The 25,616-nt window shown below is 57.7% G+C and carries 14 protein-coding genes; 5 read left to right on the forward strand and 9 right to left on the reverse strand.

Going from position 1 to position 25,616, the window contains the following annotated elements; genetic code table 11:
- The 5 genes from L0664_RS18035 to rpoB form a co-directional block, all read right to left on the reverse strand.
- A partial coding sequence (locus L0664_RS18035; protein ID WP_235227297.1) for a two-partner secretion domain-containing protein occupies positions 1–2,966 on the reverse strand: 2,966 nt, incomplete at its 3' end.
- 25 nt (positions 2,967–2,991) lie between these two features.
- Positions 2,992–4,659, reverse strand: a complete 1,668-nt coding sequence (locus L0664_RS18040) for a ShlB/FhaC/HecB family hemolysin secretion/activation protein (protein WP_235227298.1) — start codon at positions 4,657–4,659, stop codon at positions 2,992–2,994.
- Complete coding sequence (locus L0664_RS18045) at positions 4,646–5,419, reverse strand: tetratricopeptide repeat protein (protein WP_235227299.1); 774 nt, start codon at positions 5,417–5,419, stop codon at positions 4,646–4,648. Before L0664_RS18045 ends, L0664_RS18040 begins: the two co-directional genes overlap by 14 nt.
- A 407-nt stretch (positions 5,420–5,826) precedes the next feature.
- Entirely contained in the window at positions 5,827–10,080 is a 4,254-nt protein-coding gene (rpoC, locus tag L0664_RS18050) for a DNA-directed RNA polymerase subunit beta' (protein ID WP_235227300.1), read from the reverse strand.
- 56 nt (positions 10,081–10,136) lie between these two features.
- Complete coding sequence (gene rpoB, locus L0664_RS18055; protein ID WP_235227301.1) at positions 10,137–14,276, reverse strand: DNA-directed RNA polymerase subunit beta; 4,140 nt, start codon at positions 14,274–14,276, stop codon at positions 10,137–10,139.
- Positions 14,277–14,820: 544 nt separating this feature from the next.
- Between rpoB and L0664_RS18060 the strand changes: the two genes are divergently transcribed.
- Complete coding sequence (locus L0664_RS18060) at positions 14,821–15,348, forward strand: BrnA antitoxin family protein (RefSeq protein ID WP_235227302.1); 528 nt, start codon at positions 14,821–14,823, stop codon at positions 15,346–15,348.
- A gap of 51 nt (positions 15,349–15,399) precedes the next feature.
- On the opposite strand, the gene L0664_RS18065 is transcribed toward L0664_RS18060, so the two are convergent.
- Genes L0664_RS18065 through L0664_RS18080 form a run of 4 tightly spaced genes read right to left on the reverse strand, consistent with a single transcriptional unit; the run spans position 15,400 to position 20,289 of the window.
- Positions 15,400–16,719, reverse strand: coding sequence for an aspartate aminotransferase family protein (locus tag L0664_RS18065; protein WP_235227303.1), 1,320 nt, complete (start codon positions 16,717–16,719; stop codon positions 15,400–15,402).
- Position 16,720: 1 nt separating this feature from the next.
- Complete coding sequence (locus tag L0664_RS18070; RefSeq protein WP_235227304.1) at positions 16,721–17,143, reverse strand: GNAT family N-acetyltransferase; 423 nt, start codon at positions 17,141–17,143, stop codon at positions 16,721–16,723.
- A complete protein-coding gene (locus L0664_RS18075) occupies positions 17,140–17,895 on the reverse strand; it encodes a beta-keto acid cleavage family enzyme (protein ID WP_235227305.1) in 756 nt (251 codons plus the stop codon). Before L0664_RS18075 ends, L0664_RS18070 begins: the two co-directional genes overlap by 4 nt.
- Positions 17,896–17,898: 3 nt before the next feature.
- Complete coding sequence (locus L0664_RS18080) at positions 17,899–20,289, reverse strand: GcvT family protein (protein ID WP_235227306.1); 2,391 nt, start codon at positions 20,287–20,289, stop codon at positions 17,899–17,901.
- Positions 20,290–20,410: 121 nt separating this feature from the next.
- Between L0664_RS18080 and L0664_RS18085 the strand changes: the two genes are divergently transcribed.
- From L0664_RS18085 to L0664_RS18100, 4 genes are all read left to right on the forward strand, one after another.
- On the forward strand, positions 20,411–21,298 hold the full coding sequence (locus tag L0664_RS18085) for a MurR/RpiR family transcriptional regulator (RefSeq protein ID WP_235227307.1): 888 nt from the start codon (positions 20,411–20,413) through the stop codon (positions 21,296–21,298).
- 118 nt (positions 21,299–21,416) lie between these two features.
- On the forward strand, positions 21,417–22,391 hold the full coding sequence (locus L0664_RS18090; RefSeq protein ID WP_235227308.1) for a TAXI family TRAP transporter solute-binding subunit: 975 nt from the start codon (positions 21,417–21,419) through the stop codon (positions 22,389–22,391).
- Between the two features lie 126 nt (positions 22,392–22,517).
- Positions 22,518–25,157, forward strand: coding sequence for a TRAP transporter permease (locus L0664_RS18095; RefSeq protein WP_235227309.1), 2,640 nt, complete (start codon positions 22,518–22,520; stop codon positions 25,155–25,157).
- On the forward strand, positions 25,157–25,582 hold the full coding sequence (locus L0664_RS18100) for a universal stress protein (protein WP_235227310.1): 426 nt from the start codon (positions 25,157–25,159) through the stop codon (positions 25,580–25,582). Before L0664_RS18095 ends, L0664_RS18100 begins: the two co-directional genes overlap by 1 nt.
- Positions 25,583–25,616 lie beyond the last annotated feature (34 nt).

Raw genomic sequence — 25,616 nt, forward strand, 5'->3', positions numbered from 1 at the left:
TCGACCAGATAGCTGGCATCAGGGTCAACGTTGGTGACAACCAATGCCGGATTGCCGATAGACCCCGCTGTGATGCCAGAAATATCACTGCCCAGCGGCGTCAAATTCACGCTGCCCGGATCGGTGCCCGACAACCCCGGCGCACCCACGCCTGATGTGGTCGGGATCGCGCCCACGCCGTAGGCGCCGTTTTGCAGATATCCGCTTACGTTGCCGACGATCGAACCGCCCGCTTCTATGCTTGCGAAAACGGCCCCCGCCTCTTCGACGATCGGCGCGTCGTTGGACACTGCGGTGGTCGTACTGGTGCCACCACAAAACAGGAAACAGAAACGTTCCCGCGTGACAACGCTACGTTCAACCTCTGTTGTTTCAGTCAAATCCAGCCCGATATTTTCAAGCGTGCCCGCCGTTAGCTCAATGTTTCCGGCGGTCGAAATCAGACTGTAGGCATTGCGTGCGCTGTCCACCGCAAGGGTAAGGTCACCCCCCGAAAGGATCATCCCCGGTTCACCAACCATCTCTGCTGTTTGGGTCGTAACTGTGGTCGTAACGGTCGTCGTTACACACCTATATGTCCCCAAAAGACCGCTGCAATCGCCGCTGAAACTCTCCTCCTCATCGGTGTCGACGGCATCTGTGATTAGCGGATCGGGGCGCAGGTTTTCAAAAACGGAGGCCGCGATCTCGATGTCACCTGCGAAGGTTTCGACAAGGCCACCATTCTGATTGGTAAAGCTGGCGGCGCGCGCATCCACATCGCCAGACGCCCCGCCAATAACCATATCCTCTTGCGCAAGCAACGCGCCACCATCGTTAAGGATGGTCCCATCGCTTAAGATTTGCAGCAACATCTCTCCGTATATCACAGCCGTTTGGGCGTTCGTAACATCGCCCGCGCTGGTGATCAGAACGCGCCCGTCTGTGGACGCAACCGCACCCGCGTTATCAAAGCGCGCCAATGTAAATACGGCGTCGTCGGCCGCTGTAATCTCTGCACCCTCGGCATTTACCAACGCAGGATTTCCGCCCGCAACACGCAACCAACCGTCGGATACAACATTGCCCGAATTGGTCACCGCGCCCGATGCCACAATATCAAGGGTTTGGGCTGCATAGGCCGTGCCATCGTTGGTGATCTGTGCTGCATCAAGCCGCAAATCAGTAGCGCGCAGAGTGCCTGTGTTTTCAATCACGGCCGCATTCAGGTCCGCCATGTTCGCCGCTTCGACGGTGCCGCTGACGTTCAAACTATCGCTTGCCGTGATGTCGACCAGCTGACCAATCAACGTGCCATCCACGAACAGATCGCCAGCCGTGGCCAACGCAGTGACCGTGCCATTCAGACTTTGGGCCGTCGCCCCAAAATCGAGCCCCTGCCCCGACAACAACAGCGCGTCGCCGGACTGTAGAATGCCACCGTTCACGGTTAGGATTCCGCCCGCATTTTCCAACGACAGCATCTGCCCCGCCTGAAGAACACCATCGAGCGCCTCAAGCCGTGTCAGCGTAAATCGCGCATCCGTCGTGGCAACGAAACTGCCAGCCGGTAATCCGCCTTGTGCGGCAATATCCAGAACGCGGGTCACGACATCAATGCTGCCGCCCGACGCCGCGGTGCCACCCCAAAGCGTCAGCCGATCCGCCGCGCTCAAGGTCAGGTTGGCTGTGCTGGTGTCACCATCCCCGCCAGCCGCACCGGCCATGAATTGGGTGTCTTGCCCCGCCTCGATTTCTTGCGCTGTGACGGCGATGTCACCGTAGGACAAAACCTGCGCGCCCTGTGCCATCAACATATTGCGTCCCATTGTCGCCGATATGCTGTCGGCGGATACCAGTTCCGCGCGCGCACCCAAATTGATGTCACGTGCAATGTCAAAAACAGCCGCCGCTTGCGCGACGATCTTGCCGTCGGCGTCCACGATCAGGTCTTGCGCGCTCGTGATTGTCAGGCTGTCGTTGGACGTCAGACTTTGTTCAACCTGCACCGATCCGGTCGTCGTGGTAACGCTGACCGCCCCTTCGGATGACGCGCGGCCCATGACAAGACGTCCGTCAGCCGTCAGGGTCATCTGGCCCGTGCTGGCCGCCATTTCGGTCGGTGCCCGCACGCCAACCCCGTCTTCGGTCGATGTGATGGTGATCGCACCGGCATACATGCCGCCAAACACAGTACTGTCGATGGCCAGATCGGGCGATGTGGATCCGTCGTCTGCTTTTTCACGGATTTCGCCCGTGGCATAAATCACGTCATTGCGGCCGGCAATCACGTGGATGCGCTGGCCCTGCACCGAACCTGCCACGGTAATCTGACGCGAAATCAGATCGAACCGCGTGGTGTCGGACGCATCAAGCCCGCCCTCGCCTACCGCGATGGTGCCATCATCGACGGACACACCGGTGAACTGGGACCCCTCATAGATCGGTGTACCCGTCGTCAGCGTCAAACGGTCGGTGTTCAGAAACCCACAGCCATCACATGTCATGCCATACGGGTTGGCGACGATCACATCGGCACGTGTGCCTGCGACCTCAAGATACCCACCAAGCGAACTGGGATTGCCGCCAACAACTTCGTTGAGGATGATACTCGCCGACCCGTCTTGCAGGTTCGCATTGCCAGCGATCACACCGCCCAGCTGCGTTTGGCCAAAGTTCCCGTTGATGTTGTTGAGGATCAGACCGTCGGCCCCGACATTGAAGTCATCATAGCTGTTTTGCGACAACCCTTGTGCGTTGGGCGTTTGAATATTGACGATACCCACACCATTGGGGGCCTCAATAACCTCGGGCCCATTGGTCGTGGGAACGACGTTTTGGGCAAGCACAGGTTGGACGGCGATCAATAAACACGATAACGCCGATACGCTATTGCGGACCCCTTCGTGCACCCGCGCACGCCAACCAGACAGGCGACGTCCGCCAGATGATACACGCAAAGATTCAGGCTTTCGTTTCGTTTTCATGCTCTTACCGCCATTCCATCGCCTGTTAAAACAACCAGGATGCTGACATTGATAAAACACCGTCAGGGCGCGCGATGCCCGTTGGCGTGGATAATATCTCGGCGTAGTTGACTTCGAAAGATGTTTTACCGCCGATGGTGCGCGCACCGATAACCGCCCCACTAACGTGACCGCCCGACACACCAACGCGGGACTGATCCGCGACCCAGCCCCAGTCGATCCCGCCATAAAGCTGGGCCTGTCCCCAAATCGGATCACGCTCCATCTGTGGGGTCCAGCGCAGCTCGTTGCGCCACAAAATTCCGGAACTGCCCGCCACAACCTGTTCGCGCGCACCGCGCACGGTTCCCGCACTGCCCAAGCCAAACTGTTGCCGACCATAAAGCCGATCCGCACTCAGCTGCATATTGACGTCGCTTTGCCAACTGAACGCGGACGCATCCCCCGCGAACGGGCGCGTATAGGACAATGATCCATCGACAAGCGTGTATTGCGCTTCGGGCTGACCGGTGGGCTGCGTGTCGTCGTCCTGCGCCCCCAAGGCATCAAGCCCCTGCTCCAGCCCTGCCGACAGGGTCAGCTGGCCACCGTTCCACAGCGTTTCATGGCGCACGCCAAACCGCGCCGATGTGGTCACTTGCGATGATGCCTCAATCCGCGCGCCAGCGATCCGGTTTTCAGTGTCATAACGGGTCAGGCGGGCGGTGACGTATGTCTTGCTGTCCCGGTCACGCTCCAGCAACCTCTCGACCTCGACAAACGCGGTGCGCGTGACGCCATCCACGTCGATATCACCGACAGCACCGGGGGTCACGGTCGCGTAGTCCGACCAGCCGATCCCGTATTCCGTGCGCCAGGGTCCGCGCGGGATTGATAGGCTCAGATCGACACTGCGCGTTCCGGGGCCGTCATAATTCACATCAATCGGATTATCGCGGATCGATTTGCTGGCATCCAAAGTCCAGACATCATTCAGACCGAGCGCGTTTGACCATGTCATCTGGGCCGACGTTATGAACTGCCCCGTAGCGACCGTCTGGCCCGGATCCTCGTTTTCGAGACCCTGATTGTTTGTGCTCAGTCGAAAGCTCCAAGGTTTCGCTGTTACGGCGGTCACATCAAGCACCGTTGCGCCTTCCTGCGTGCCCGGTGTCAATTCAATCTCGGCGCTGTAACCCGGCATGGACCGGATCAGATCGAGGCCCTGCTCGACCTCTCGCAAGTTCACTGGCGCACCCACAAGGTCGGGAAACACCCGTTCCTGCCAGCGCGGGCGCGGCTCCCCGTTGATGTCGATGCGCGCAAGGCTGCCTTCGATCACGCGGATTTCCAACTGGCCATCGGCAAGGTTTTGTTCCGGCAAATACGCGCGCGCCGTAATATATCCGCGATCCACATAGGCCAGCGAAACCGCCTGCAACAGATCATCAATTTGCGGCAACCCAAGACACCGGCCCGCAAAAGGCGCCGTCAGCGCCTGCTGGGCGGGCACATCGATCAAGGTAACTCCGACCAGATCAATCCGGTCCACATCCAGACAGAACCCTTGCGCCCGCGCGGTATCGGCGGGCAATGCAAATGCACCGGCCACGCCAATCGCGCCAAGCATCCGGCGCATTCGCAGTTTTACGAAACGATACCGGAAACCCTGCGCAAAAAATGGATCACGCAGGCGACGTTTATTGATCCTCATCGGCAATGTCCGCCAATTTGGATTCAGTCCAGGCCCGTGCTTGCGCCTGCCCGGCCAGAACATCCGCAGACGTCATCCGCGCCTCAAGCCCATCACGAAACGCGGCCGCTTCGTTAAGGCCACGCACGACCGCAAGGCTCGACCAGGCGTAGGCCCCTATAAGATCAGGTGCCTCCTGCGCATCCAGAATCTCCGCAAGGCTGAGCATCGCAACCGGATTGCCAGCCTCTGCCGCGGTTTCAAAACGGGTTTGCGCGATATCAACATCGCCGTCCGACAAAGCCGATTGGCCCAACACATTCAGCGCTGCGATGTTGCCTTGCGCGGCGGAAAGTTCCCAGTATTCGCGGGCACGTGCCGGGGCCGCGTCCACCCCGCGCCCGGCCTGATAGCTTAGTCCGCAATTCAACTGCGCCTCGGCCAGACCGGCATCCGCAGCCTCACAAATCAGGCGCGTGCCCTCCACGTAGTCGCGCAATAGAACGCGTCCTTCATGATACATCAGCCCAAGGCGAAGCTGACCGCGCTGTGACCCAAGTTCCGCCGCTGCGGCATAAAGATTTGCCGCGCGCTGTGGGTCCGGTTCCGTACCAAGCCCAAGTTCAAACAGGCGCGCCAGATAAAACGCGCCCTCTGCGTCGCCATCTTCATAGGCCTGCGCAAACGATGATGCCGCCGCCGCGACATCGCCGTCTTCCAAAAGCGCGACACCTTCGGAGACATCGGCCAGCACCGGCATGGCAAAAAGTGCTGTAGACAACAGGGTGGCCAAGGTGGGCAAAAGGGTTGTGCGCATCATCATAAGCTCTCAATTAATGGCAGGAGGCTTGTGACTGACGCAGTGCTAGACCACCGCCTAGTGAGCAGACCAAGCAGTTGGTCCCGTGGCGCACTTACCCCCAAGTTGAAGTCAAACTTAATCGCCCCAAGAAAATCTTGTCTAGTTGGATTTATTCCTAAGCGCGGATATGCGCCGACACTCGGACCATTCTACGATTATCGAATTTTCTGGCCGCCGGATGTAGTGAACCTGATGGTGTCTTCAACGACATGATCGTCTTGAACGTGTCGGACGGTTTGGTTCAGAGCAGGCAGAAATCCCAAACCATGCAACAAAAAGGCCCCGCTGTTTCCAACGGGGCCTTTCTGATTTCTATAACGTCGATCTTACTCGTCGCGGCTTTCTGGTGTGTCCGCGATGATTGTGTCGAAGGCGTCGCCACCGATCACATCATCTGCAACGGGCTCGGGTGCTGCCAGTGCGGCTGCGGCCTCTGCTTCTTCGCGACGGGCCTGAATGACCACGTTGTCACGCGCTGCGGCGATCTTGGTGACGTTTTGCGTCGCGCCACCTGTACCAGCGGGGATCAAACGACCCACGATGACGTTTTCCTTGAGGCCGACCAGTTTGTCCCGCTTGCCCTGCACCGAAGCCTCGGTGAGAACGCGCGTTGTTTCCTGGAACGACGCCGCAGAGATAAACGAACGTGTCTGCAAAGACGCTTTGGTGATGCCGAGAAGGATGGGTTCACCCTGTGCAGGGCGACCACCACGGGCAACTGCCTTGGCGTTGGCTTCGTCAAACTCGGCCTTGTCGACGTTTTCACCCTTGAGCAAAGTCGTCTCACCGCTGTCAGAGATTTCCCATTTTTGGAGCATCTGACGCACGATCACCTCGATGTGCTTGTCGTTGATCTTAACGCCTTGCAAACGATACACGTCCTGCACTTCGTCGATCATGTAATCGGCGAGCGCTTCGACACCCATGATGGCGAGGATGTCATGCGGCGCTGGGTTGCCGTCCATGATGTAGTCGCCCTTTTGCACGAAGTCGCCTTCTTGCACCGGGATGTGCTTGCCCTTGGGCACCATGTATTCGACCTTGTGATCTGCATCCTCGGAGGACTCAATCGCGATACGGCGCTTGTTTTTGTAGTCCTTACCGAAGCGAACATAACCGTCGATTTCGGCGATGATCGCGTGATCCTTTGGACGACGTGCTTCGAACAATTCCGCAACCCGTGGCAAACCACCGGTAATGTCCTTGGTCTTGGCGCCTTCACGCGGGATACGCGCAACAACGTCACCGGCCTTGATCGGGTTGCCGTCCTCGATGGACAGAACCGCGTCAACAGACATCGGATAGGTTACCGGGTTACCGGCATCGTTCAGAACAGGTTCGCCATTGGCATCGAGGATCAGAACTTCCGGCTTCAGCTCGTTGCCTTTTGGCGCACTGCGCCAGTCGGTCACGATCTTTTGGGTCATGCCTGTCGCATCATCGGTGTCTTCGCGCAGTGCGATACCGTTGATGAGGTCAACAAACTTAACCGTACCGGCCTTCTCTGCGATGATCGGCAGAGTGTAGGGATCCCATTCGAACATCTTGTCGCCGCGGGCAATTTTTGCACCGTCTTTGACAAACACTTTGGAACCGTATCCGACCTTGTGGTTGGCACGTTCTTCACCATTCTCGTCCATGATCGCGAGGACCATGTTACGGCCCATGACGACCTGCTCACCGAATTCGTTCTCAAGAATTTGGGCATTGCGCAGTTCGACAACACCATCGACGGACGCCTCAAGGAACGACTGCTGGCCACCTTGTGCAACGCCACCGATGTGGAACGTCCGCATCGTCAGCTGTGTACCAGGTTCACCGATGGACTGCGCGGCGATGATGCCGACAGCTTCGCCGATGTTGACGCGCGAACCGCGCGACAGATCACGACCGTAGCACATGGCACAGACGCCGTCTTCGGCCTCACATGTCAGTGGGCTGCGGATGCGCATCTTGGCGACACCGGCTGTTTCAATCGCATCAGCAGAACGTTCGTCGATCAGCTCTCCGGCTTTGACCAGCACTTCTTCTGTGCCCGGGTTCAAAACGTCGTCCGCAGAAACACGGCCCAGAACACGATCAGACAAGGATGACACGACTTCGCCGTCGTTTACCGCAGCTTCTGCTGTGATCGCACGTTCCGTTCCGCAATCGATTTCGCGCACGATGCAGTCTTGTGCAACGTCCACCAAACGACGTGTCAGGTAACCGGAGTTCGCAGTTTTCAACGCCGTGTCCGACAGACCCTTACGGGCACCGTGGGTGGAGTTGAAGTATTCCAGAACTGTCAGGCCTTCTTTGAAGTTCGAGATGATCGGCGTTTCGATGATCTCACCGTTTGGCTTGGCCATCAGACCGCGCATACCGCCCAGCTGTTTCATCTGTGTCACAGAACCACGCGCACCGGAGTGGGCCATCATGTAGACCGAGTTGGGTTCGTTTTCGGACCCGTCTTCGGCACGACCTGTCGTAGAGATCGTCGTCATCATGGCGTCAGTGACTTTGTCGTTCGACTTTGACCAGGCATCGACAACTTTGTTGTACTTTTCACCCTGAGTGATCAGGCCGTCCATGTACTGTTGTTCAAAGTCTTTCACCTGATCGCGTGTCTCATTGACCAGCGTCCACTTAGTGTCAGGGATAACCATGTCGTCCTTACCGAACGAAATGCCAGCCTTGAACGCTTCGCGGAAGCCCATTGTCATGATCTGATCACAGAAGATGACGGATTCTTTCTGACCACAGTAGCGGTAGACCGTATCAATGATCTGCTGAACTTCTTTCTTACGAAGCAGGCGGTTGACCAAGGAATACGGCGCCTTGTTGTTCAGCGGCAAAAGCGCACCAAGACGGACGCGGCCAGGGGTCGTTTCAAAACGCTCCATGACCTCGTTGCCCTCAGTGTCGATCTGCGGAAGACGCGCGGTGATCTTGGCGTGCAGGTGAACTTCACCGGCCTGCAAAGCGTGCTCGACTTCTTCGATATCGCTGAACGACATGCCTTCGCCCTTCATGCCTTCACGCATGATGGTCGTGTAGTAGAGGCCCAAAATCATATCCTGTGACGGAACGATAATTGGCGCACCGTTGGCAGGCGACAGAACGTTGTTCGTGGACATCATCAGAACGCGACATTCCAACTGTGCCTCAAGGGACAGTGGGACGTGAACCGCCATCTGGTCACCGTCGAAGTCAGCGTTGAACGCAGAACACACGAGAGGGTGCAGCTGGATAGCCTTACCTTCGATCAAGACAGGTTCGAACGCCTGAATGCCAAGACGGTGCAACGTAGGCGCACGGTTCAGCATGACGGGGTGTTCGCGGATCACTTCGTCGAGGATATCCCAAACTTCGGGACGCTCTTTTTCAACCAGCTTCTTGGCTTGCTTCACAGTGGAAGACAAACCCTTCGCCTCAAGACGCGAATAGATGAACGGCTTGAACAGCTCGAGAGCCATTTTCTTGGGCAAACCACACTGGTGCAGTTTCAATTCCGGACCCGTCACAATGACCGAACGGCCAGAGAAGTCGACGCGCTTACCCAAAAGGTTTTGACGGAAGCGACCCTGCTTACCCTTCAGCATGTCGGACAGCGATTTCAACGGGCGCTTGTTGGCCCCCGTGATCACGCGGCCACGACGGCCGTTATCGAACAATGCATCGACAGATTCCTGCAACATACGCTTTTCGTTACGCACGATGATGTCAGGTGCGCGCAGTTCGATCAGACGCTTGAGACGGTTGTTCCGGTTGATCACGCGGCGATACAGATCGTTCAAATCAGACGTCGCGAAACGGCCACCATCAAGTGGAACCAGCGGGCGCAGTTCTGGCGGGATGACTGGCACAACTGTCAGGATCATCCATTCAGGGCGGTTGCCGGATTCGATGAAGGATTCAACAATCTTAAGACGTTTGATGATCTTCTTTGGCTTCAGCTCACCTGTGGCAACCTTAAGGTCTTCGCGCAGTGTGTCTGCTTCGCCTTCCAGATCGATTGCGGCCAGCATTTCGCGGATCGCTTCGGCGCCGATGTTGGCTGTGAAGGCGTCCATGCCGTAGGCGTCCTGCGCGTCGAGGAATTCTTCCTCGGTCATCAGGGCACCGTATTGCAGGTCGGTCAGACCCGGTTCGATCACGACGTAGTTTTCAAAATACAAGATACGCTCAAGGTCGCGCAGCGTCATGTCCAGCATCAGGCCGATGCGGGATGGCAGGGATTTCAGGAACCAGATGTGCGCAACGGGCGCGGCCAGTTCGATGTGGCCCATACGCTCACGACGGACCTTTTGCAGCGTGACTTCTACACCACATTTTTCGCAGACAACGCCGCGATATTTCATGCGCTTATATTTGCCGCACAGGCATTCGTAGTCTTTGATCGGGCCAAAGATACGTGCGCAGAACAGCCCGTCACGCTCAGGCTTGAACGTACGGTAGTTGATGGTTTCGGGCTTTTTGATCTCACCGAAGGACCACGACAGGATCCGTTCCGGGGAGGCCAAAGAGACCTTGATTTCGTCGAACGTTTTTGCCGGTGTGATCGGGTTAAACGGGTTGTTTGTCAGTTCCTGGTTCATTTTCAATTCCTTGAATAGGGCGCGTTAAGAGGTGGGGGGAGTAGAGCCGCGGGGCCCTACTCCTCATCCTCCGCATCCAGGAGTTCCATGTTGAGGCCGAGGCCCCGTACTTCTTTGACCAAGACGTTGAACGATTCTGGCACGCCAGCTTCGAAGTTGTCCTCACCTTTGACGATGCTTTCATAGACTTTCGTCCGGCCAGCCACGTCATCCGATTTCACCGTCAGCATTTCCTGCAAGGTGTAGGCGGCGCCGTAGGCCTCCAAGGCCCAGACTTCCATCTCACCAAAGCGCTGACCACCGAACTGTGCCTTACCACCCAGCGGCTGCTGCGTGACGAGGGAGTACGGACCCGTGGAACGGGCGTGGATCTTGTCGTCGACAAGGTGGTGCAGTTTCAGCAGGTATTTCACGCCCACCGTAACCTTGCGGGAGAATTGCTCACCCGTGCGGCCGTCAAACAGCACCGATTGACCAGAAGTGTCGAACCCTGCGCGTGTCAGCGCATCGTTGACGTCAGCCTCTTTCGCGCCGTCAAAGACTGGCGTTGCGATTGGAACGCCGCGTGTGACGTTGCCTGCTGCTTCGACCAGTTCATCTTCGGACATGTCAGCCACGCCTTCGGAATAGACATCCTCACCGTAGGCGATTTTCATCGCTTCACGCACAGGTGTCAGATCACCGGAGCGGCGGAATTCACCCAGCGCTTCGTCGATTTCGATACCCAGACCACGTGCGGCCCAACCCATGTGTGTTTCCAGAATCTGACCGACGTTCATGCGCGAAGGCACGCCCAGCGGGTTCAGACAGAAATCAACAGGGGTACCGTCCGCGAGGAACGGCATGTCTTCCATCGGCACAACTTTGGAAATGACACCTTTGTTGCCGTGACGACCCGCCATTTTATCACCGGGCTGAAGCTTGCGCTTCACCGCGACGAACACTTTGACCATCTTCATGACACCTGGTGGCAAATCGTCACCACGGCGTACTTTCTCAACTTTGTCTTCAAAACGCGCGTCCAGCTGACGCTTTTGCGCCTCGTACTGTTCGTTGAGCGCTTCGACGATCTGTGCGTCACCCTCTTCCTTGAGGGCGATCTGCCACCAATGGCTGCGCGGGAATTCATCAAGCATGGCGTCATCGATTGTCGCGCCTGTCTTGATGCCCTTTGGCCCTTTGGCGACTGTCTTGCCCGTCATCATACCGCGCAGACGTGCGTAGATATTGCGGTCAAGGATCGTCAGCTCATCGTCGCGGTCACGTGCAAGGCGTTCGACCTCTTCACGTTCGATCTGAAGCGCACGTTCGTCTTTTTCAACGCCGTGGCGGTTGAACACACGAACTTCGACAACCGTACCGAAATCACCGGGCTTCACGCGCAGGGATGTGTCACGGACGTCAGACGCTTTTTCACCAAAGATGGCGCGGAGGAGTTTTTCCTCGGGCGTCATCGGGCTTTCGCCTTTTGGTGTGATCTTACCGACAAGGATGTCACCGGGTTCAACTTCGGCGCCGATGTACACGATGCCCGCTTCGTCGAGGTTGCGCAGGGCTTCCTCACCGACGTTGGGGATATCGCGTGTGATTTCCTCTGGGCCGAGCTTTGTGTCACGGGCGGCGACTTCGAATTCTTCGATGTGGATCGAGGTGAACACGTCGTCGCGCACGATACGCTCAGAGATCAGGATGGAGTCTTCGTAGTTGTAGCCGTTCCACGGCATAAACGCGACGACCACGTTTTTACCAAGGGCCAGTTCACCGATGTCCGTGGATGGACCGTCGGCAATAACTTCGCCTTTCAGAACCGTGTCACCCACCTTCACCAAGGGGCGCTGGTTGATACATGTATTCTGGTTGGAACGCTGGAACTTGCGCATGCGGTAGATATCAACGCCGGGGTCGCCGACCTCAAGATCAGATGTTGCGCGAACAACGATACGTGTGGCGTCGACTTGGTCGATGATACCGCCACGTTTCGCCATGATCGCAGCACCGGAGTCGCGGGCAACCACTTCTTCGATACCCGTTCCGACCAGCGGAGCCTCAGCCTGAAGCAGTGGAACCGCCTGACGCATCATGTTCGAACCCATCAGGGCACGGTTCGCGTCATCGTTTTCAAGGAACGGGATCAAGGACGCAGCGACCGAGACCAACTGCTTGGGTGAAACGTCAATCAGGTTCACGTTTTCGGACGGCGCAAGTGTGTATTCACCGTTCTGACGTGTGCTGACCAGATCGTTCACGAAAGACATGTCTTCGTTCAGGTTCGCGTTGGCCTGCGCCACTGTGTGACGCATTTCTTCGGTTGCGGACATGTAGTGGACTTCGTCCGTGACCTTGCCTTCTGTGACAACGCGGTACGGTGTTTCGATGAAGCCATACTTGTTGACGCGTGCGAATGTCGCGAGAGAGTTGATCAGACCAATGTTCGGGCCTTCCGGTGTCTCAATCGGGCACATGCGGCCGTAGTGTGTTGGGTGAACGTCGCGGACTTCAAAACCCGCACGTTCACGTGTCAGACCACCTGGCCCAAGCGCGGAAAGACGACGCTTGTGCGTGACTTCGGACAGCGGGTTCGTTTGGTCCATGAATTGCGACAGCTGCGAGGAGCCGAAGAATTCACGCACGGCAGCAGCCGCTGGTTTCGCGTTGATCAGGTCTTGCGGCATCACTGTGTCGATTTCGACGGACGACATACGTTCCTTGATCGCGCGTTCCATCCGCAGCAGACCGACGCGGTACTGGTTTTCCATCAGCTCGCCAACGGAACGCACACGACGGTTACCAAGGTGGTCAATGTCGTCGATGTCGCCTTTGCCATCGCGCAGTTCAACCAGCGCTTTGATGCAGGATACGATGTCTTCCTTGCGCAGGGTGCGCATGGTGTCTTCGGCATCCAGTGCCAGACGCATGTTCATTTTCACACGACCAACAGCGGACAGATCGTAACGTTCGCTATCGAAGAACAGGCTGTCGAACAAGGTCTGTGCGGCGTCCACGGTGGGTGGTTCACCCGGGCGCATGACGCGGTAGATGTCCATAAGCGCGGTTTCGCGACCCATGTTTTTATCTGCCGCCATCGTGTTGCGCATGTACGGACCGACATTGATGTTGTCGATGTCGAGGACCGGAATGGTCTTCACACCTGCATCAACGAGTTCCTTCAGCGTACCGCCGATGACTTCGCCGTCTTTGTCCATCTCCAGCGTCAACTCGTCACCGGCTTCGACGTAGATCGCACCGGTTTCTTCGTTGATGATGTCGTTGGCTGCGAATTTGCCGACGATGTGTTCGTAAGGGACCAAAAGATCAGTCACTTCGCCTGCGTCGATGATCGCCTTAACCGCACGTGGCGTGACTTTCTTGCCGGCTTCGGCAATCACTTCGCCGGTTTTGGCGTCAACCAGATCGAACAATGGGCGGGTGCCGCGCACGCGCTCAGGGAAGAATTTGGTTTTCCAGGCGTTCGCCTTTTTGTCGAAGGTGTAATCAACGTGGTCGTAATACGCGTTCATGATCGTTTCTTGATCAAGGCCCAAAGCGTACAACAAAGTTGTCACCGGAAGCTTACGACGACGGTCGATGCGGCAGAACACGAGGTCTTTTGCGTCGAATTCGAAGTCCAACCAGCTGCCGCGGTATGGGATGATGCGGCAAGCGAACAGCAATTTGCCCGAGCTGTGTGATTTGCCTTTGTCGTGGTCAAAGAACACACCAGGAGAACGGTGCATCTGGGACACGATCACGCGTTCTGTGCCGTTCACGACGAATGTGCCGTTCGGTGTCATCAAAGGCATATCGCCCATGAACACGTCTTGTTCTTTGATGTCCTTAACGGACTTCGCGCCTGTATCCTCATCGATATCAAACACGATCAGACGAAGGGTAACCTTAAGCGGTGCGGCATATGTCATGTCGCGCTGCTGGCATTCTTCGACGTCGTACTTTGGCTTTTCAAGTTCGTACTTCACGAACTCAAGAACCGAAGTTTCATTGAAGTCTTTGATCGGGAAGACCGACTGGAAAACGCCTTTGATGCCTTCGCCGTCAAGCGGCGTGTCGCTGTCGCCGGAGCGCAGGAACAGATCATAGGACGATTTCTGAACCTCGATGAGGTTCGGCATATCGAGGACTTCGCGGATTTTACCGTAGTACTTACGGAGACGTTTCTGACCGAGGAACGTTTGCGCCATGTTGCTGGACACCTTTCAATTCTCAAAGGCCTCCGTACAGTTGGGCGACTGCACGGGCGGCCATACGAGACGGCAGAGCGGAGTCCATTCTCGCCACGCGACCCATTGCGCAGCTCTCGACCCCAGTCCTGCCTTGGAAAACGCCCTATCGGGGCACTTACCAAGTCAGGGTCTCACAACGCTTCGCCTTCCCTTAAAACAAACGGTTTTTAGGGGGTATTCAGGCTCCATGCTGCAAGACAGAAAGAGCGGCCCCGAATCAATCGAAGCCGCGTGAAGTTGCTAAATAGGATGTGAACACGCGAAAGACAAGGGGGGCAAACGCCCACCCGAAACCGCGACCTGCGGCATCATATCGTGGGGGTGATCTTGGGTCAAAGGCCCTGATCCGTCAAGGTTTATGGCGTATGGGCCCGGTATGGGTCGGGTATGGGTCTGGTATGGGTCTGGTATGGGTCCGGTAAGGGCGGGCAACGTTCGCAGGGGTTACGGAATTGTAACCTGCTGAATGCAGTATGTTTTTCCCTGATATAAGGATAGATTCATGCGCAAAGCCGATCCAAAGGAAATGACCAAGACCGACCGCAAGCATTGGGGGTTCGGCGTGGATGCGATGAAGATGATCGAACATGACCTGATGGGGTTTTTGGCGGAAAACCGCGCCCTGCCCCGCGACTGGGACAAGATTTGGGAAGATCAGGACAAACGCGACCCCAAACGGGTGAAGGTGACGATTTCGCTGGATGAGGATGTGGTGCGGTTCTTCAAGGGGCTTGGGCCCGGTTATCAGCCGCGTATCAACCGCGTGCTGCGCGCATTCATGCATTTCCGACTGGCCAAGATCATCGAAGGGCCGGACACGATGGATTATATCCTGCGCCCCGACGATGTACTGGCCCGCGCGCACGGCGAACCCCAATGGGGCGACACCGCGCGGCAGATAGAAGCGTTCGAGACCCACAACGCAGAGATGGAAGAAAAGGCGGACAAACGGCGGGGGCCAAAGAAACGGGTGCTAAAGGGAACCGAGCGGCCCTGGATCGATGACCCGTTGCGCAAAAAGGGGCGCTGATCGGGCACGCATTTGTGAACTGATCCCGACAAGGCCGGTGGCGCGCCGATCCTAGATGACAGCGTTCAATGCGCGATCCAGACAGTCCAACGCGCCGTCCAATTCAGACTCTGAGGCGATGAAAGGTGGCGCGAGAAGCACGTGATCGCCCAGCGCACCATCGCGGGTGCCCTGCATCGGGTAACAGATCAGCCCTTCGGCGAAGGCTGCCTTTTTGATCTTTCCGGCAAGTCCACGGCTGGGATCGAAGGGGGTTTTCGAGGCGCGGTCTTTGACGATCTCAACCCCCCAGAACAATCCACGGCCGCGAATGTCACCCACGTGGGGGTGCTGTCCGAACCGTTTGCGCAGCTGCGTTTCAAAATAGGCACCACGAGCGCGCACTTGCGATATCAAGTCACGTTCGAGGATTTCTGACACAACGGCCAAGGCCGCCGCGGCGGCAACGGGGTGGCCGATATAGGTGTGGCCATGCTGAAAGAACCCCGATCCATCCGCGATGACGTCATAGATTTTCTTGCTGCACAGCATCGCGCCGATGGGCTGGTAACCCGCGCCCAGACCTTTGGCGATGCACAAGATATCAGGCGCGACATCATCCGCAGTACAGGCAAACAGATGACCGGTGCGCCCCATGCCGCACATGACTTCGTCGAGGATCAGCAAGACGCCGTATTGATCGCAAATTTCGCGGATGCGGGTGAAATAGCCGTCCACGGCGGCCACTGCGCCCAGCGTTGCGCCCACCACCGGTTCCGCGAGGAAGGCGATCACTTTGTCTTCACCAAGGCGCAGGATTTCCTGTTCGAGTTCGTTGGCGACGCGTTGGCCGTAGGCCTCTAGCGTTTCGTCGCCGTCGCGTTCTGCGTATTCGTAACACGGTGCGATGTGGCTCATTCCCACAAGGAGCGGTGAGAACTGTTTGCGGCGCATTTCATTGCCGCCCGCCGACAGCGCGCCGAGGGTGTTGCCATGATAGCTTTGGCGGCGCGCAATGACGTGTTGGCGTTGGGGTTCCCCGTTTTCGAGGTGGAACTGGCGGGCAAGTTTGATTGCGGCCTCGACCGCCTCTGATCCGCCGGACACGAAATAGACGCGGTCCAGATCACCGGGCGCGTTGGCGATCAGCAGATCAGCAAGGGCTTCGGCGGGGTCGGAGGTGAAAAACCCGGTGTGGGCAAAGGCCAGTTTGTCGACCTGATCCTTAATCGCCTGCGTGACCCGCGCGTTTGAATGGCCAAGGCACGACACGGCCGCCCCGCCGGAGCCATCAAAGTATCGTTTGCCCGACTGATCGATCAGAAAACAGCCGTCGCCGCCTGTGGCTGTGGGCAGGGCGGACTGGGAATGGCGCGGAAAAACATGGGACATATCAGGTGCCTTTGAGCGGAAGGATGAATTGTTTGCTGAAGCCGGACAAGCCGTGGGTTTCGTAAAAGCGGTGTGCGTCGTGGCGGTTGAGCCCGCTGCACAGGCGGATGTGATCGCAGTGCGCGTCTTGTGCGATGGCTTTGGCCGCGCTTAGCAACGCGCCGCCATGGCCACCGCCGCGCAGGGCGGGATCGACGACCAGATCATCCACATAAAGGGTTTTGCCCCAGCACAGATCAAACGTGATGCGGTAGCCGAGAACGGCCAGCAGGGTGTCGCCGTTTTCCACGCCCAGAACAGTGTAGCCATGGGCGACAGCTTGTTTGAGGCGCGCGCTGTAGGTGTCATCATCAAGCGCGGGGCGCAGGGTCCTGAGTAGGGCTTCGGCGCGGTGCAGATCTGGAATTTCAATGACGTTGGTCATGGGGCGGCCTTCAACGTATCCGCCAGCGCATTCACCGACGCCGCGTTGTCTGTGAATTGCGCGCCGTGTCCATCCAGTAGGTTGTTTTCAAATCCGACGCGCAGATCGCCGCCATGCTGGGCCGCCGCGTGCAGGCAGGCGTGTTCGTTTTGGCCAAAGGCGCAGACCATCCAGGGGCCACGGTTTTCGAATGTTTCCAGAAAAGGGGTGAGGTCGGATGGGTGGGACACCTGCCCTGTCGTGTAGCGCCCGAGCACGAAAATCACGCTGGTCTGGTCGGCGCGCACGATGCCGCGCGAGTGCCAGTCTGCCAACAGCGCCACATCGGCGACGTCATACAGGATATGCTGCACCTTGGTCCCGTTGTCGACGCATGTGCCATAGACGCGGTCCGCCAGCGCGGGGTCACGGGCGATTTCGCGCACGGAGATTGACGCCCAGCGCGGTTTCACACCGTCGAGGCAAGCAAGCTGGGTGGCGACGTCGAAAACTCCCGCGGCTTCGGTGGTGATCTGGACGCCCATATCGGGGAGATGTGTTTCAAGCTCTGCCAGTGTTTCGCGGTAGATGCCGGGATCAAGAGTGTGCTGGCCCGCGTCGTCACGCACGTGCAGGTGCAAACCATGCGCGCCGGCCGCAAAACACGCGGCGGCGGATTGGATAATCTCATCCATCTGGATGGGCAGGTTCGGGTGATCCTGTTTGGTGCGGCGCGCGCCTGTCGGGGCGACGAGGATGTAGGGGGTTTGCATGCCCTACCCTTTCATACGCGAACCGTCCGGGTCAAAGAGAGGCCCGTGGACGGCTGTGGCGGCAAACATTTCCCCGGCGATATCGACACGCAGGGCGGTGCCATCCGCGATCGGGGTGTTGATCATGCCCAAGGCGACGGGCCGTTCGACCCGAAAACCAAATGCGGTGGACGTGGTTTGCCCGATGATCGCATCGCCAAGATAGATTGGTTCATGGCCAAGGGGCACGGCAGCCACATCATCGATCAGCACGGATATGACCCGACTTTGCGCGCCCTGTTCTTTCTGGCGGGCCAAGGCCGCAGCACCAACGAACCCGCCGGATTTGCGCGTGGCGAAATCAAGGCCCGTGTCGATAGGCGTGACATCACCGTCGAGTTCATGGCCCATGGCGCAGAACCCTTTTTCGATCCGCATGGAGGTCTGCGCGAACATTCCAGCGGGCGTTGCACCCGCCGCCGTCAGGGCTGCGTAGATTGCAGACGCGTTTTCTGCCTTGCAGGTGATTTCCCACCCTGCTTCGCCGACATACGACATCCGCGCGGCGCGCACGTGTTTGCCTGCGATATGGGCGGGGCCGACCTTAAAGAACCCCAGATCGTTCAGTTCGGGTGCGCCGCATTCCGTGACGATCCGTGCGGATTCCGGCCCCATGAGGCCGAGGACGGCGTAGGTTTCGGTGGTGTCTTGGAGCGTGACGTCAAAACCGGAGCTGGCGCGCTGGAAATGGGCAAGATCGCGTTTGATGGCGTTTGTGCCCACGAACAGGCGGTAGTGATCGGGTGCGATGCGTTGGGCCGTAATGTCGGATTCAAACGTGCCGCGATCATTGAGCACGGAGGTATAGATAACCGACCCCGGTGCGCGGCCCAGATATCCCGCGCAGGTGTGCAAAAGGAACGCCTCGGCGTCCGGGCCTGTGACGTCGATTTTGCCAAATGGCGAGGCATCAAAAATGGCGGCACTGGTGTGGGCTGCGTTGACTTCGGCGGCGACGTTGTCTTGCCAATCGGGGCGGCCAAAGGTCATCGCGGGTTCAGCGGTTTTGCCAAAATACAGTGGGCGTTCCCAGCCGTAGAACTGGCCCATATAGGCCCCCGCCGCGCGGTATTCGGCATCCAAAGGCAAAGCGCGCAGATCACGCGCTGTTTTCAACTGGCGACCCGGGTAGGCGATTTCGTAATGCGTGCCGAGGATTTCGGGCGCGCGGGCCATCAGGTGTTCAACAGAATTGAAAACGGGCGCAAAGCGTTTTGCGTCTGCTTCGCCCAGATCATAGGCGGTGTGGCCGTGCACGATGGCATGGGCAAGGTTCATGCCAGCCCCGCCGCCCGACGCCATACCGACCGAGTTCATGCCGCAGCCCAGAAACAGCCCCTTGGTTTCGGCGGTTTCACCCAGCATGAAGGTGCCATCGGGTGTGAAGCTTTCGGGTCCGTTGAGCAGCATCTTGACCTCAGCCGTTTCCAGAACCGGCAAACGGTTGAGCGCGAGTTCCATGATCGGTTCGAAGTGATCCCAGTCTTCGCCCAGCAGGCCGAATTCGAAGTCTTCGTTCAGGATCCCCGGCGCGATGGGTTTGCCCATGGGTTCAAAACAGCCGACCAGAAGGCCGCCGCTGTCGTCGCGGATGTAAAGGTGGCTGTCGTGGTCCGACAGGGTGGGCATGTTGCCCGTGATACCGTCGATCGGTTTGGTCAAAAGGTAGAAATGTTCGCAGGCCAATGCGGGCACTTCGGCACCCGCCATCGCGCCGATTTCTTGCGACCACAGGCCGGTGCAGACCGCAATCGCGTCACACATCACGGTGCCTTGCGTGGTTTCGACCCCCGTGACGCAACCATTTTTGGTGAGGATGCCGGTGACGCCCGTTCCCTCGAACAGCTTGGCGCCAAGCCCTTTGGCGGCTTTGACCAGCGCGGCACAGACATCCGACGGGGACACGCGCCCGTCATCGGGTGACCAGACCGCGCCAAGCACATCATCGGCGTTCATCAGCGGCCAGCGTTCCTTGGCCTCATCCACAGACACGGACCGCGCGTCGATACCGTAGGCGTGGGCCAGTGATTCCTGCCGTTTGATGTGGGTCAGACGATCCGGCGTTGTGGCGATGGACAAGGAACCTTTCTGAATCCAGCCGACCGATTGCCCTGTTTCCTGTTCAAGCTGCGCGTACAGATCGACGGAATACTGGATCATCCGGGTGAGGTTATGGGAATGGCGCAGGGCGCGCACTTGGGCTGCGGAATGCCATGTGGTGCCGCTGGTCAGTTTGTTGCGTTCAAGCAGGATCGCGTCGGACACGCCCATCTTTGCGAGGTGATACAGGGTCGAGCACCCCATGATACCGCCACCAATGACGACAACAGAGGCGTGTTCTGGAAGATCGGGCATTCAATTCTCAATCTGATGGGTGTGCTGTTCGGGGATAAAGTGTTCGAATTACAAAATCTGTCAATCGTTTGGAAAAATAACTAATGTTTTTCTAAATGCGGCGCGAAAATGAGTGATTCGAATGGACCCGACCCTAAAAGCTAAAACAATATCAACGCTTAAGACGGAACTGCCGAACCTTTCGCCGCGTCTTCGGGTGGTTGCGAAGTACATCGTGGACCACGCCGCGGACTTCGGGTTGGACCCCATTCGCCAGACGGCGAAGAAGTGCGGCGTGTCTACATATACCCTCGTGCGGATGGCGAAGGTTCTTGGATTCGCGGGCTTTGATGAGCTGCGCGAACCGTTCCGCCATGCCCTGGTTTTTTCCAGCGACATGGTGGACCGTCCGGGCTGGATTGAGGACCTGCGCAACAGTGGTGAATCCGGTCAAGTGCAGGCCGAAGCGGCGGCCAATACCATCGCCGTTGTGCGCAGTTCGCTTTTGCGCCAATCCCCCGACCAAATGGCGCGGGTGGTGGGCATGATGCTGGGGGCACGCAATGTGTACCTGACGGCGGTTCGTGCCAGTTACGGCATTGCCTATTATTTCCACTATGTTGGCCGTATGGCCCTGCCTTCACTGCAATTAATCCCCCGCCACATGAGCAGCGCGATTGACGAATTGAACCAAGCCGGGCCGGATGACGTGCTGATCGCGATCACGTTTACCCCCTATTCGCGCGAAACAATCGAGGCGTGTAAATTTGCGCAAAAGCGCGGAGTGAAGCTGATTATGGTGACCGACAGCGATGTGATTTCCACCGAATTCCAGCCAGACGAAATCCTTGTGACGTCCGTCGTGTCGACCCATCATTTTGGATGTTATGCGGGGCCAACAGCGGTCATTGAAAACCTGCTGGCTTTGCTGGTTCAGGTGGGCGGACAAGAGGCCAAAACGCGCATCAAAACCTACGAAGATATCCGACTTGAAAACAACGCCTACTGGGGTGCGCGAAAAAAACATTAGTTTTCAGGTGACAACAAATTGCGCATTGGTGACGCTGCACTGATTAAGCGCGTGTTTGCGCGTTGTGTAATTCACGCACCAAAAAGGCGGCGTGGCACAAAGGTCAGGGAGACTATAAATGACAATCAAACAAACATTCTTGGGTGCGGTGACGGTCGCGGCATTCGGATTTGCGGGCGCTGCGTCCGCGCAAGATCAGCAATTCATCACGATCGGTACGGGTGGCGTCACGGGCGTTTACTATCCGACGGGTGGTGCGATTTGCCGTTTGGTCAACATCAACCGTTCTGAGCACGGCATTCGCTGTTCCGTCGAATCCACCGGCGGGTCTGTCTACAACACACGTACCATCCGTCAGGGCGAGCTTGATTTCGGTATCGTTCAGTCCGACGTGCAAGCGGCTGGCCTGAACGGCACAGGCGCGTTTGAGGCTGATGGCGCCTATGAAGGCCTGCGCGCGCTGTTTTCTGTGCACCCTGAGCCGATGCACCTGATGGTGCGTGCAGACAGCGGCATTGAAACCGTAGAAGACCTGCGCGGCATGAAAGTGAACATCGCCAACCCCGGTTCCGGTACACGTGTTTTGGCCGAAACTGTGCTGCGGTACTACGGCGTTTCGCCTGACGAATTCGCTGTCGCAGCCGAGCTGAAATCATCCGAGCAGTCTGCTGCGCTGTGTGACGGCAACATCGACGCGACGATCTGGGCCGCTGGTCTGCCCAACGGATCCAGCCAAGAAGCAACGTCCACGTGTGATGTGAACATCATCGCGCTTGAAGGGCCTGCCATCGACACGCTGCTGGCTGAAAACACAGCCTATGCCGCTGCGACGATCCCCGGTGGCATGTATCCGGGCAACGAAGACGATATCGCAAGCTGGGGCCCGAAGGCGACGTTCGTGACGTCTGCTGATACGCCTGATGATGTGGTCTATGCGGTTGTGTCCGGTGTCTTTGACAACTTTGACGACTTCAAGCGTTTGCACCCTGCATTTGCGCGTCTGTCACAGGACGAGATGATCACAGACGGTCTGACGGCTGAACTGCACCCGGGTGCGGCGCAGTATTACCGTGAGCAAGGCTGGATGGAGTAATCCATTGATCGCGGGCGCCTTGCGCGCACTGCATCACTAAAACACGGGCCGTCCCCGCAGAGATGCGGGGGCGGCTTTGGCGCATTGTTGGATCAACCGCAGCGCCGAACGCCAAGGGGGACGACCATGTCAGACAGAACAGCCGACAACAGTGTCAATGTCGATGATATCATAGCCGACAGCGACACAGGAGGCCGCGCACCCAAAGGTGCATTTTCCCGCCGTCTTCTTTGGATTGTCCCGCTGATCTGGGCCATCTTCCAACTTTGGATCGCGTCGCCGTTGCGGTTTGATGTGGTCCTTCTTTGGAACAACAGTTTCTTTGGTGATATCTATAAATTGGTCATCCTGAATGACACGCAGACCCGCGCGATCCATTTATCGTTCGCGGTGTTTCTTGCCTATATCGCCTTTCCGACATTCAAATCATCGCCGCGCCATCACATCCCCATTCAGGACTGGGCGTTGGGCCTGCTGGCGGCCGCGACGTCCGGTTATATCTGGTACGCCTATGCAGGCATTGCCGCGCGCACCGGCGCGCCGTCACAGCTGGACGTAGTCGTTGCAGTTATCGGTATCTTGCTGCTGATGGAGGCCGCGCGCCGGTCTTTGGGCATTCCGTTGATGGCCGTCGCGCTGTTCTTTTTGTCCTACGTGTTCTTTGGAAGCTGGGATGGCCTACCCGATATGATCCGCTGGCAAGGCGCCAGCATGAACAAAGCCATGAGCCACATGTGGCTGACCACCGAGGGCGTTTTCGGTGTGGCTATCGGGGTGTCATCGTCGTTTGTGTTTTTGTTCGTGTTGTTCGGGTCGTTGTTGAACCAAGCAGGCGCGGGCAACTATTTCCTCAAACTCGCGTTTGCCGCCCTTGGGCATTTGCGCGGTGGCCCTGCCAAGGCGGCGGTGATTGCATCCGCTGCGACGGGCCTGATTTCAGGATCATCCATCGCCAATGTTGTGACAACCGGCACATTCACCATTCCGCTGATGAAGCGCGTTGGTTTTCCGGCAACCAAGGCGGGCGCGATTGAGGTGTCATCGTCGATCAACGGGGTTTTGACGCCACCCGTCATGGGCGCTGTGGCGTTCTTGATGACCGAATATGTGGGCGTGTCTTACGTTGAGGTCGTGCGCACGGCGATTGTGCCAGCGGCGATTTCCTACATCGCGCTGGTGTATATCGTTCACCTTGAGGCGCTGAAAATGGGCATGACGGGCACCAGCCGCATGAACCCCGTGAAATTCATGCTGGGCGCAGTGTTCATCATTGCGATTTCCATCGTGATCGCGGGCGGGTCGTTGATGATTGCCAGCTATGTTGTTGGCTTTCTTGGATCCGCGCTTGGTGCGCTGTCGTTCTGGGTGATTTTGCTGATGATGGGTGTGGGGTACGTTGCGGCTGTGCGGTTTGCCGCCATGGGGCCGGACCTTGAGGTAAGCATTGAATCAATGCAGAGCCTGCCGCCCGTGCGTGAAATTCTGAAAACGGGTTTGCATTACCTGATGCCGATTTTCCTGCTGATGTATTTGCTGATGATTGAACGCAAATCGCCGGGATTGTCTGCCTTCTGGTCGAGCATTTTCATGCTGGTGATCCTTGCCACGCAGAACCCGTTGAAATCCTTTTTCCGGGGTCAAAGCGATATTGGTGCGCAGTTCAAGGCGGGGTTTGCCGACATCGCTGAGGGTATGATTGCAGGATCGCGCAACATGATCGGCCTTGCCGCCGCGATGGGTGTTGCGGGTATCATTGTAGGTGCTGTGACGTTGACGGGTATTGGTCAGGTGATGGCCGAATTCGTTGAATATCTGTCTGGCGGGAACCTGCTGGCGATGTTGTTCTTCGTCGCCGTGATTTCGATCATCCTTGGTATGGGCCTGCCGACGACGGCCAATTACATCGTGGTGAGTTCGCTGATGGCAGGCGTGGTCGTTGAACTGGGCGCGCAGAACGGGCTGATTGTGCCGCTGATCGCGGTGCACATGTTCGTGTTCTACTTCGGGATCATGGCGGACGTGACGCCCCCTGTGGGTCTGGCGAGTTTTGCCGCGGCCGCCATTTCAAAGGGTGATCCGCTGAAGACCGGATTTCAGGCGTTCTTCTATTCGATCCGCACCGCGTTGTTGCCGTTCCTGTTCATCTTCAACACCGATTTGTTGTTGATCGATGTCGGGCCGTATCAGGCGATATTCGTGTTCTTGGTCGCGATGGTGGCGATGTTATTGTTTGCCGCCGGCACGATGAATTACTTTATGGTCAAATCGCGATTGTGGGAAAGTGCGGCGTTGCTGTTGATCGCGTTCACGCTGTTCCAACCGGGGTATTTCCTCAACAAGATCGCGCCGGAATTTGAACAGCGCGCGGGGTCTGAATTGTTCACGATGGCCGAGGCCGCCGCGAGCGGTGACACATTGCGCGTTCGCATGGTCGGTGAGGACCTGAGCGGGGAGCCTGTCGATGCGCGCTTCTTGTTGCCTGTGGGCGATGCGGGGGCGGATGGCGCGACGCGACTGGACCAGAACGCAGGGGTCAGTTTCCGCGAAGAAGACGGGAAAATCCTTGTCGATTTCATGCAGTTTGGCGGACCTGCCGAACAGCTTGGCATCGATTTTGATTGGGAGGTCGTCGAATTGGAAGTGCCCGCAGACCGCATGCCCAAGGAACTGTTCTACATTCCGGCGCTGTTGCTGTTGTTGGTCGTGTACCTTTTGCAGATGCGCCGCAAAGAACCTGAACCAGAACTAGAAGAGGTTACGGCCTGATGAAACGTATTCTGTGTGCAATCGATCTGTCCCATGAGGACGAAGCCAAAAAGATCATCGCGGAGGCCGAAAAGCTGGCGGGGCTTTATCAGGCATCGCTCAGCGTGATGACTGTCCTGCCTGACTACGGATCATCCTGGGTCGGGTCGTTTTTCAAGGAAGGCACGTTGAAGAAAGCGACAGAGGCCGCGATGGGTGCTCTTTATGATGTGGCGGGCAGTGCGACGGCGCAGGGTGACCCTATCCAGCACATCGTTGAGGTCGGGGTGACCTACGAAGAAATCCTGGCCACGGCGCAGACCGTTGCGGCGGACATGATTATCGTGGGGGCCCATAAACCGGACCTGACAGAGCGCCTTATCGGGCCCAACGCCGCCCGTGTGGCACGCAATGCCGCTGTTTCGGTACTGGTTGTGCGGTTCTAACAGCTGTGTTCGGTTGTGGCGCGTTTCATCAACG

Origin of the sequence: Octadecabacter dasysiphoniae (assembly GCF_021532615.1) — a bacterium.
Taxonomy (GTDB): Bacteria; Pseudomonadota; Alphaproteobacteria; order Rhodobacterales; family Rhodobacteraceae; genus Octadecabacter; species Octadecabacter dasysiphoniae.

Coding starts and splice junctions, on each gene's coding strand:
- rpoB (WP_235227301.1), bottom strand. CDS start 14,276: ATGGCGCAAACGTTCCTCGGTCAGAAACGTCTCCGTAAGTACTACGGT.
- L0664_RS18085 (WP_235227307.1), top strand. CDS start 20,411: ATGGACCCGACCCTAAAAGCTAAAACAATATCAACGCTTAAGACGGAA.
- L0664_RS18065 (WP_235227303.1), bottom strand. CDS start 16,719: ATGTCCCATGTTTTTCCGCGCCATTCCCAGTCCGCCCTGCCCACAGCC.
- rpoC (WP_235227300.1), bottom strand. CDS start 10,080: ATGAACCAGGAACTGACAAACAACCCGTTTAACCCGATCACACCGGCA.
- L0664_RS18070 (WP_235227304.1), bottom strand. CDS start 17,143: ATGACCAACGTCATTGAAATTCCAGATCTGCACCGCGCCGAAGCCCTA.
- L0664_RS18075 (WP_235227305.1), bottom strand. CDS start 17,895: ATGCAAACCCCCTACATCCTCGTCGCCCCGACAGGCGCGCGCCGCACC.
- L0664_RS18060 (WP_235227302.1), top strand. CDS start 14,821: ATGCGCAAAGCCGATCCAAAGGAAATGACCAAGACCGACCGCAAGCAT.
- L0664_RS18080 (WP_235227306.1), bottom strand. CDS start 20,289: ATGCCCGATCTTCCAGAACACGCCTCTGTTGTCGTCATTGGTGGCGGT.
- L0664_RS18040 (WP_235227298.1), bottom strand. CDS start 4,659: ATGAGGATCAATAAACGTCGCCTGCGTGATCCATTTTTTGCGCAGGGT.
- L0664_RS18095 (WP_235227309.1), top strand. CDS start 22,518: ATGTCAGACAGAACAGCCGACAACAGTGTCAATGTCGATGATATCATA.
- L0664_RS18100 (WP_235227310.1), top strand. CDS start 25,157: ATGAAACGTATTCTGTGTGCAATCGATCTGTCCCATGAGGACGAAGCC.
- L0664_RS18090 (WP_235227308.1), top strand. CDS start 21,417: ATGACAATCAAACAAACATTCTTGGGTGCGGTGACGGTCGCGGCATTC.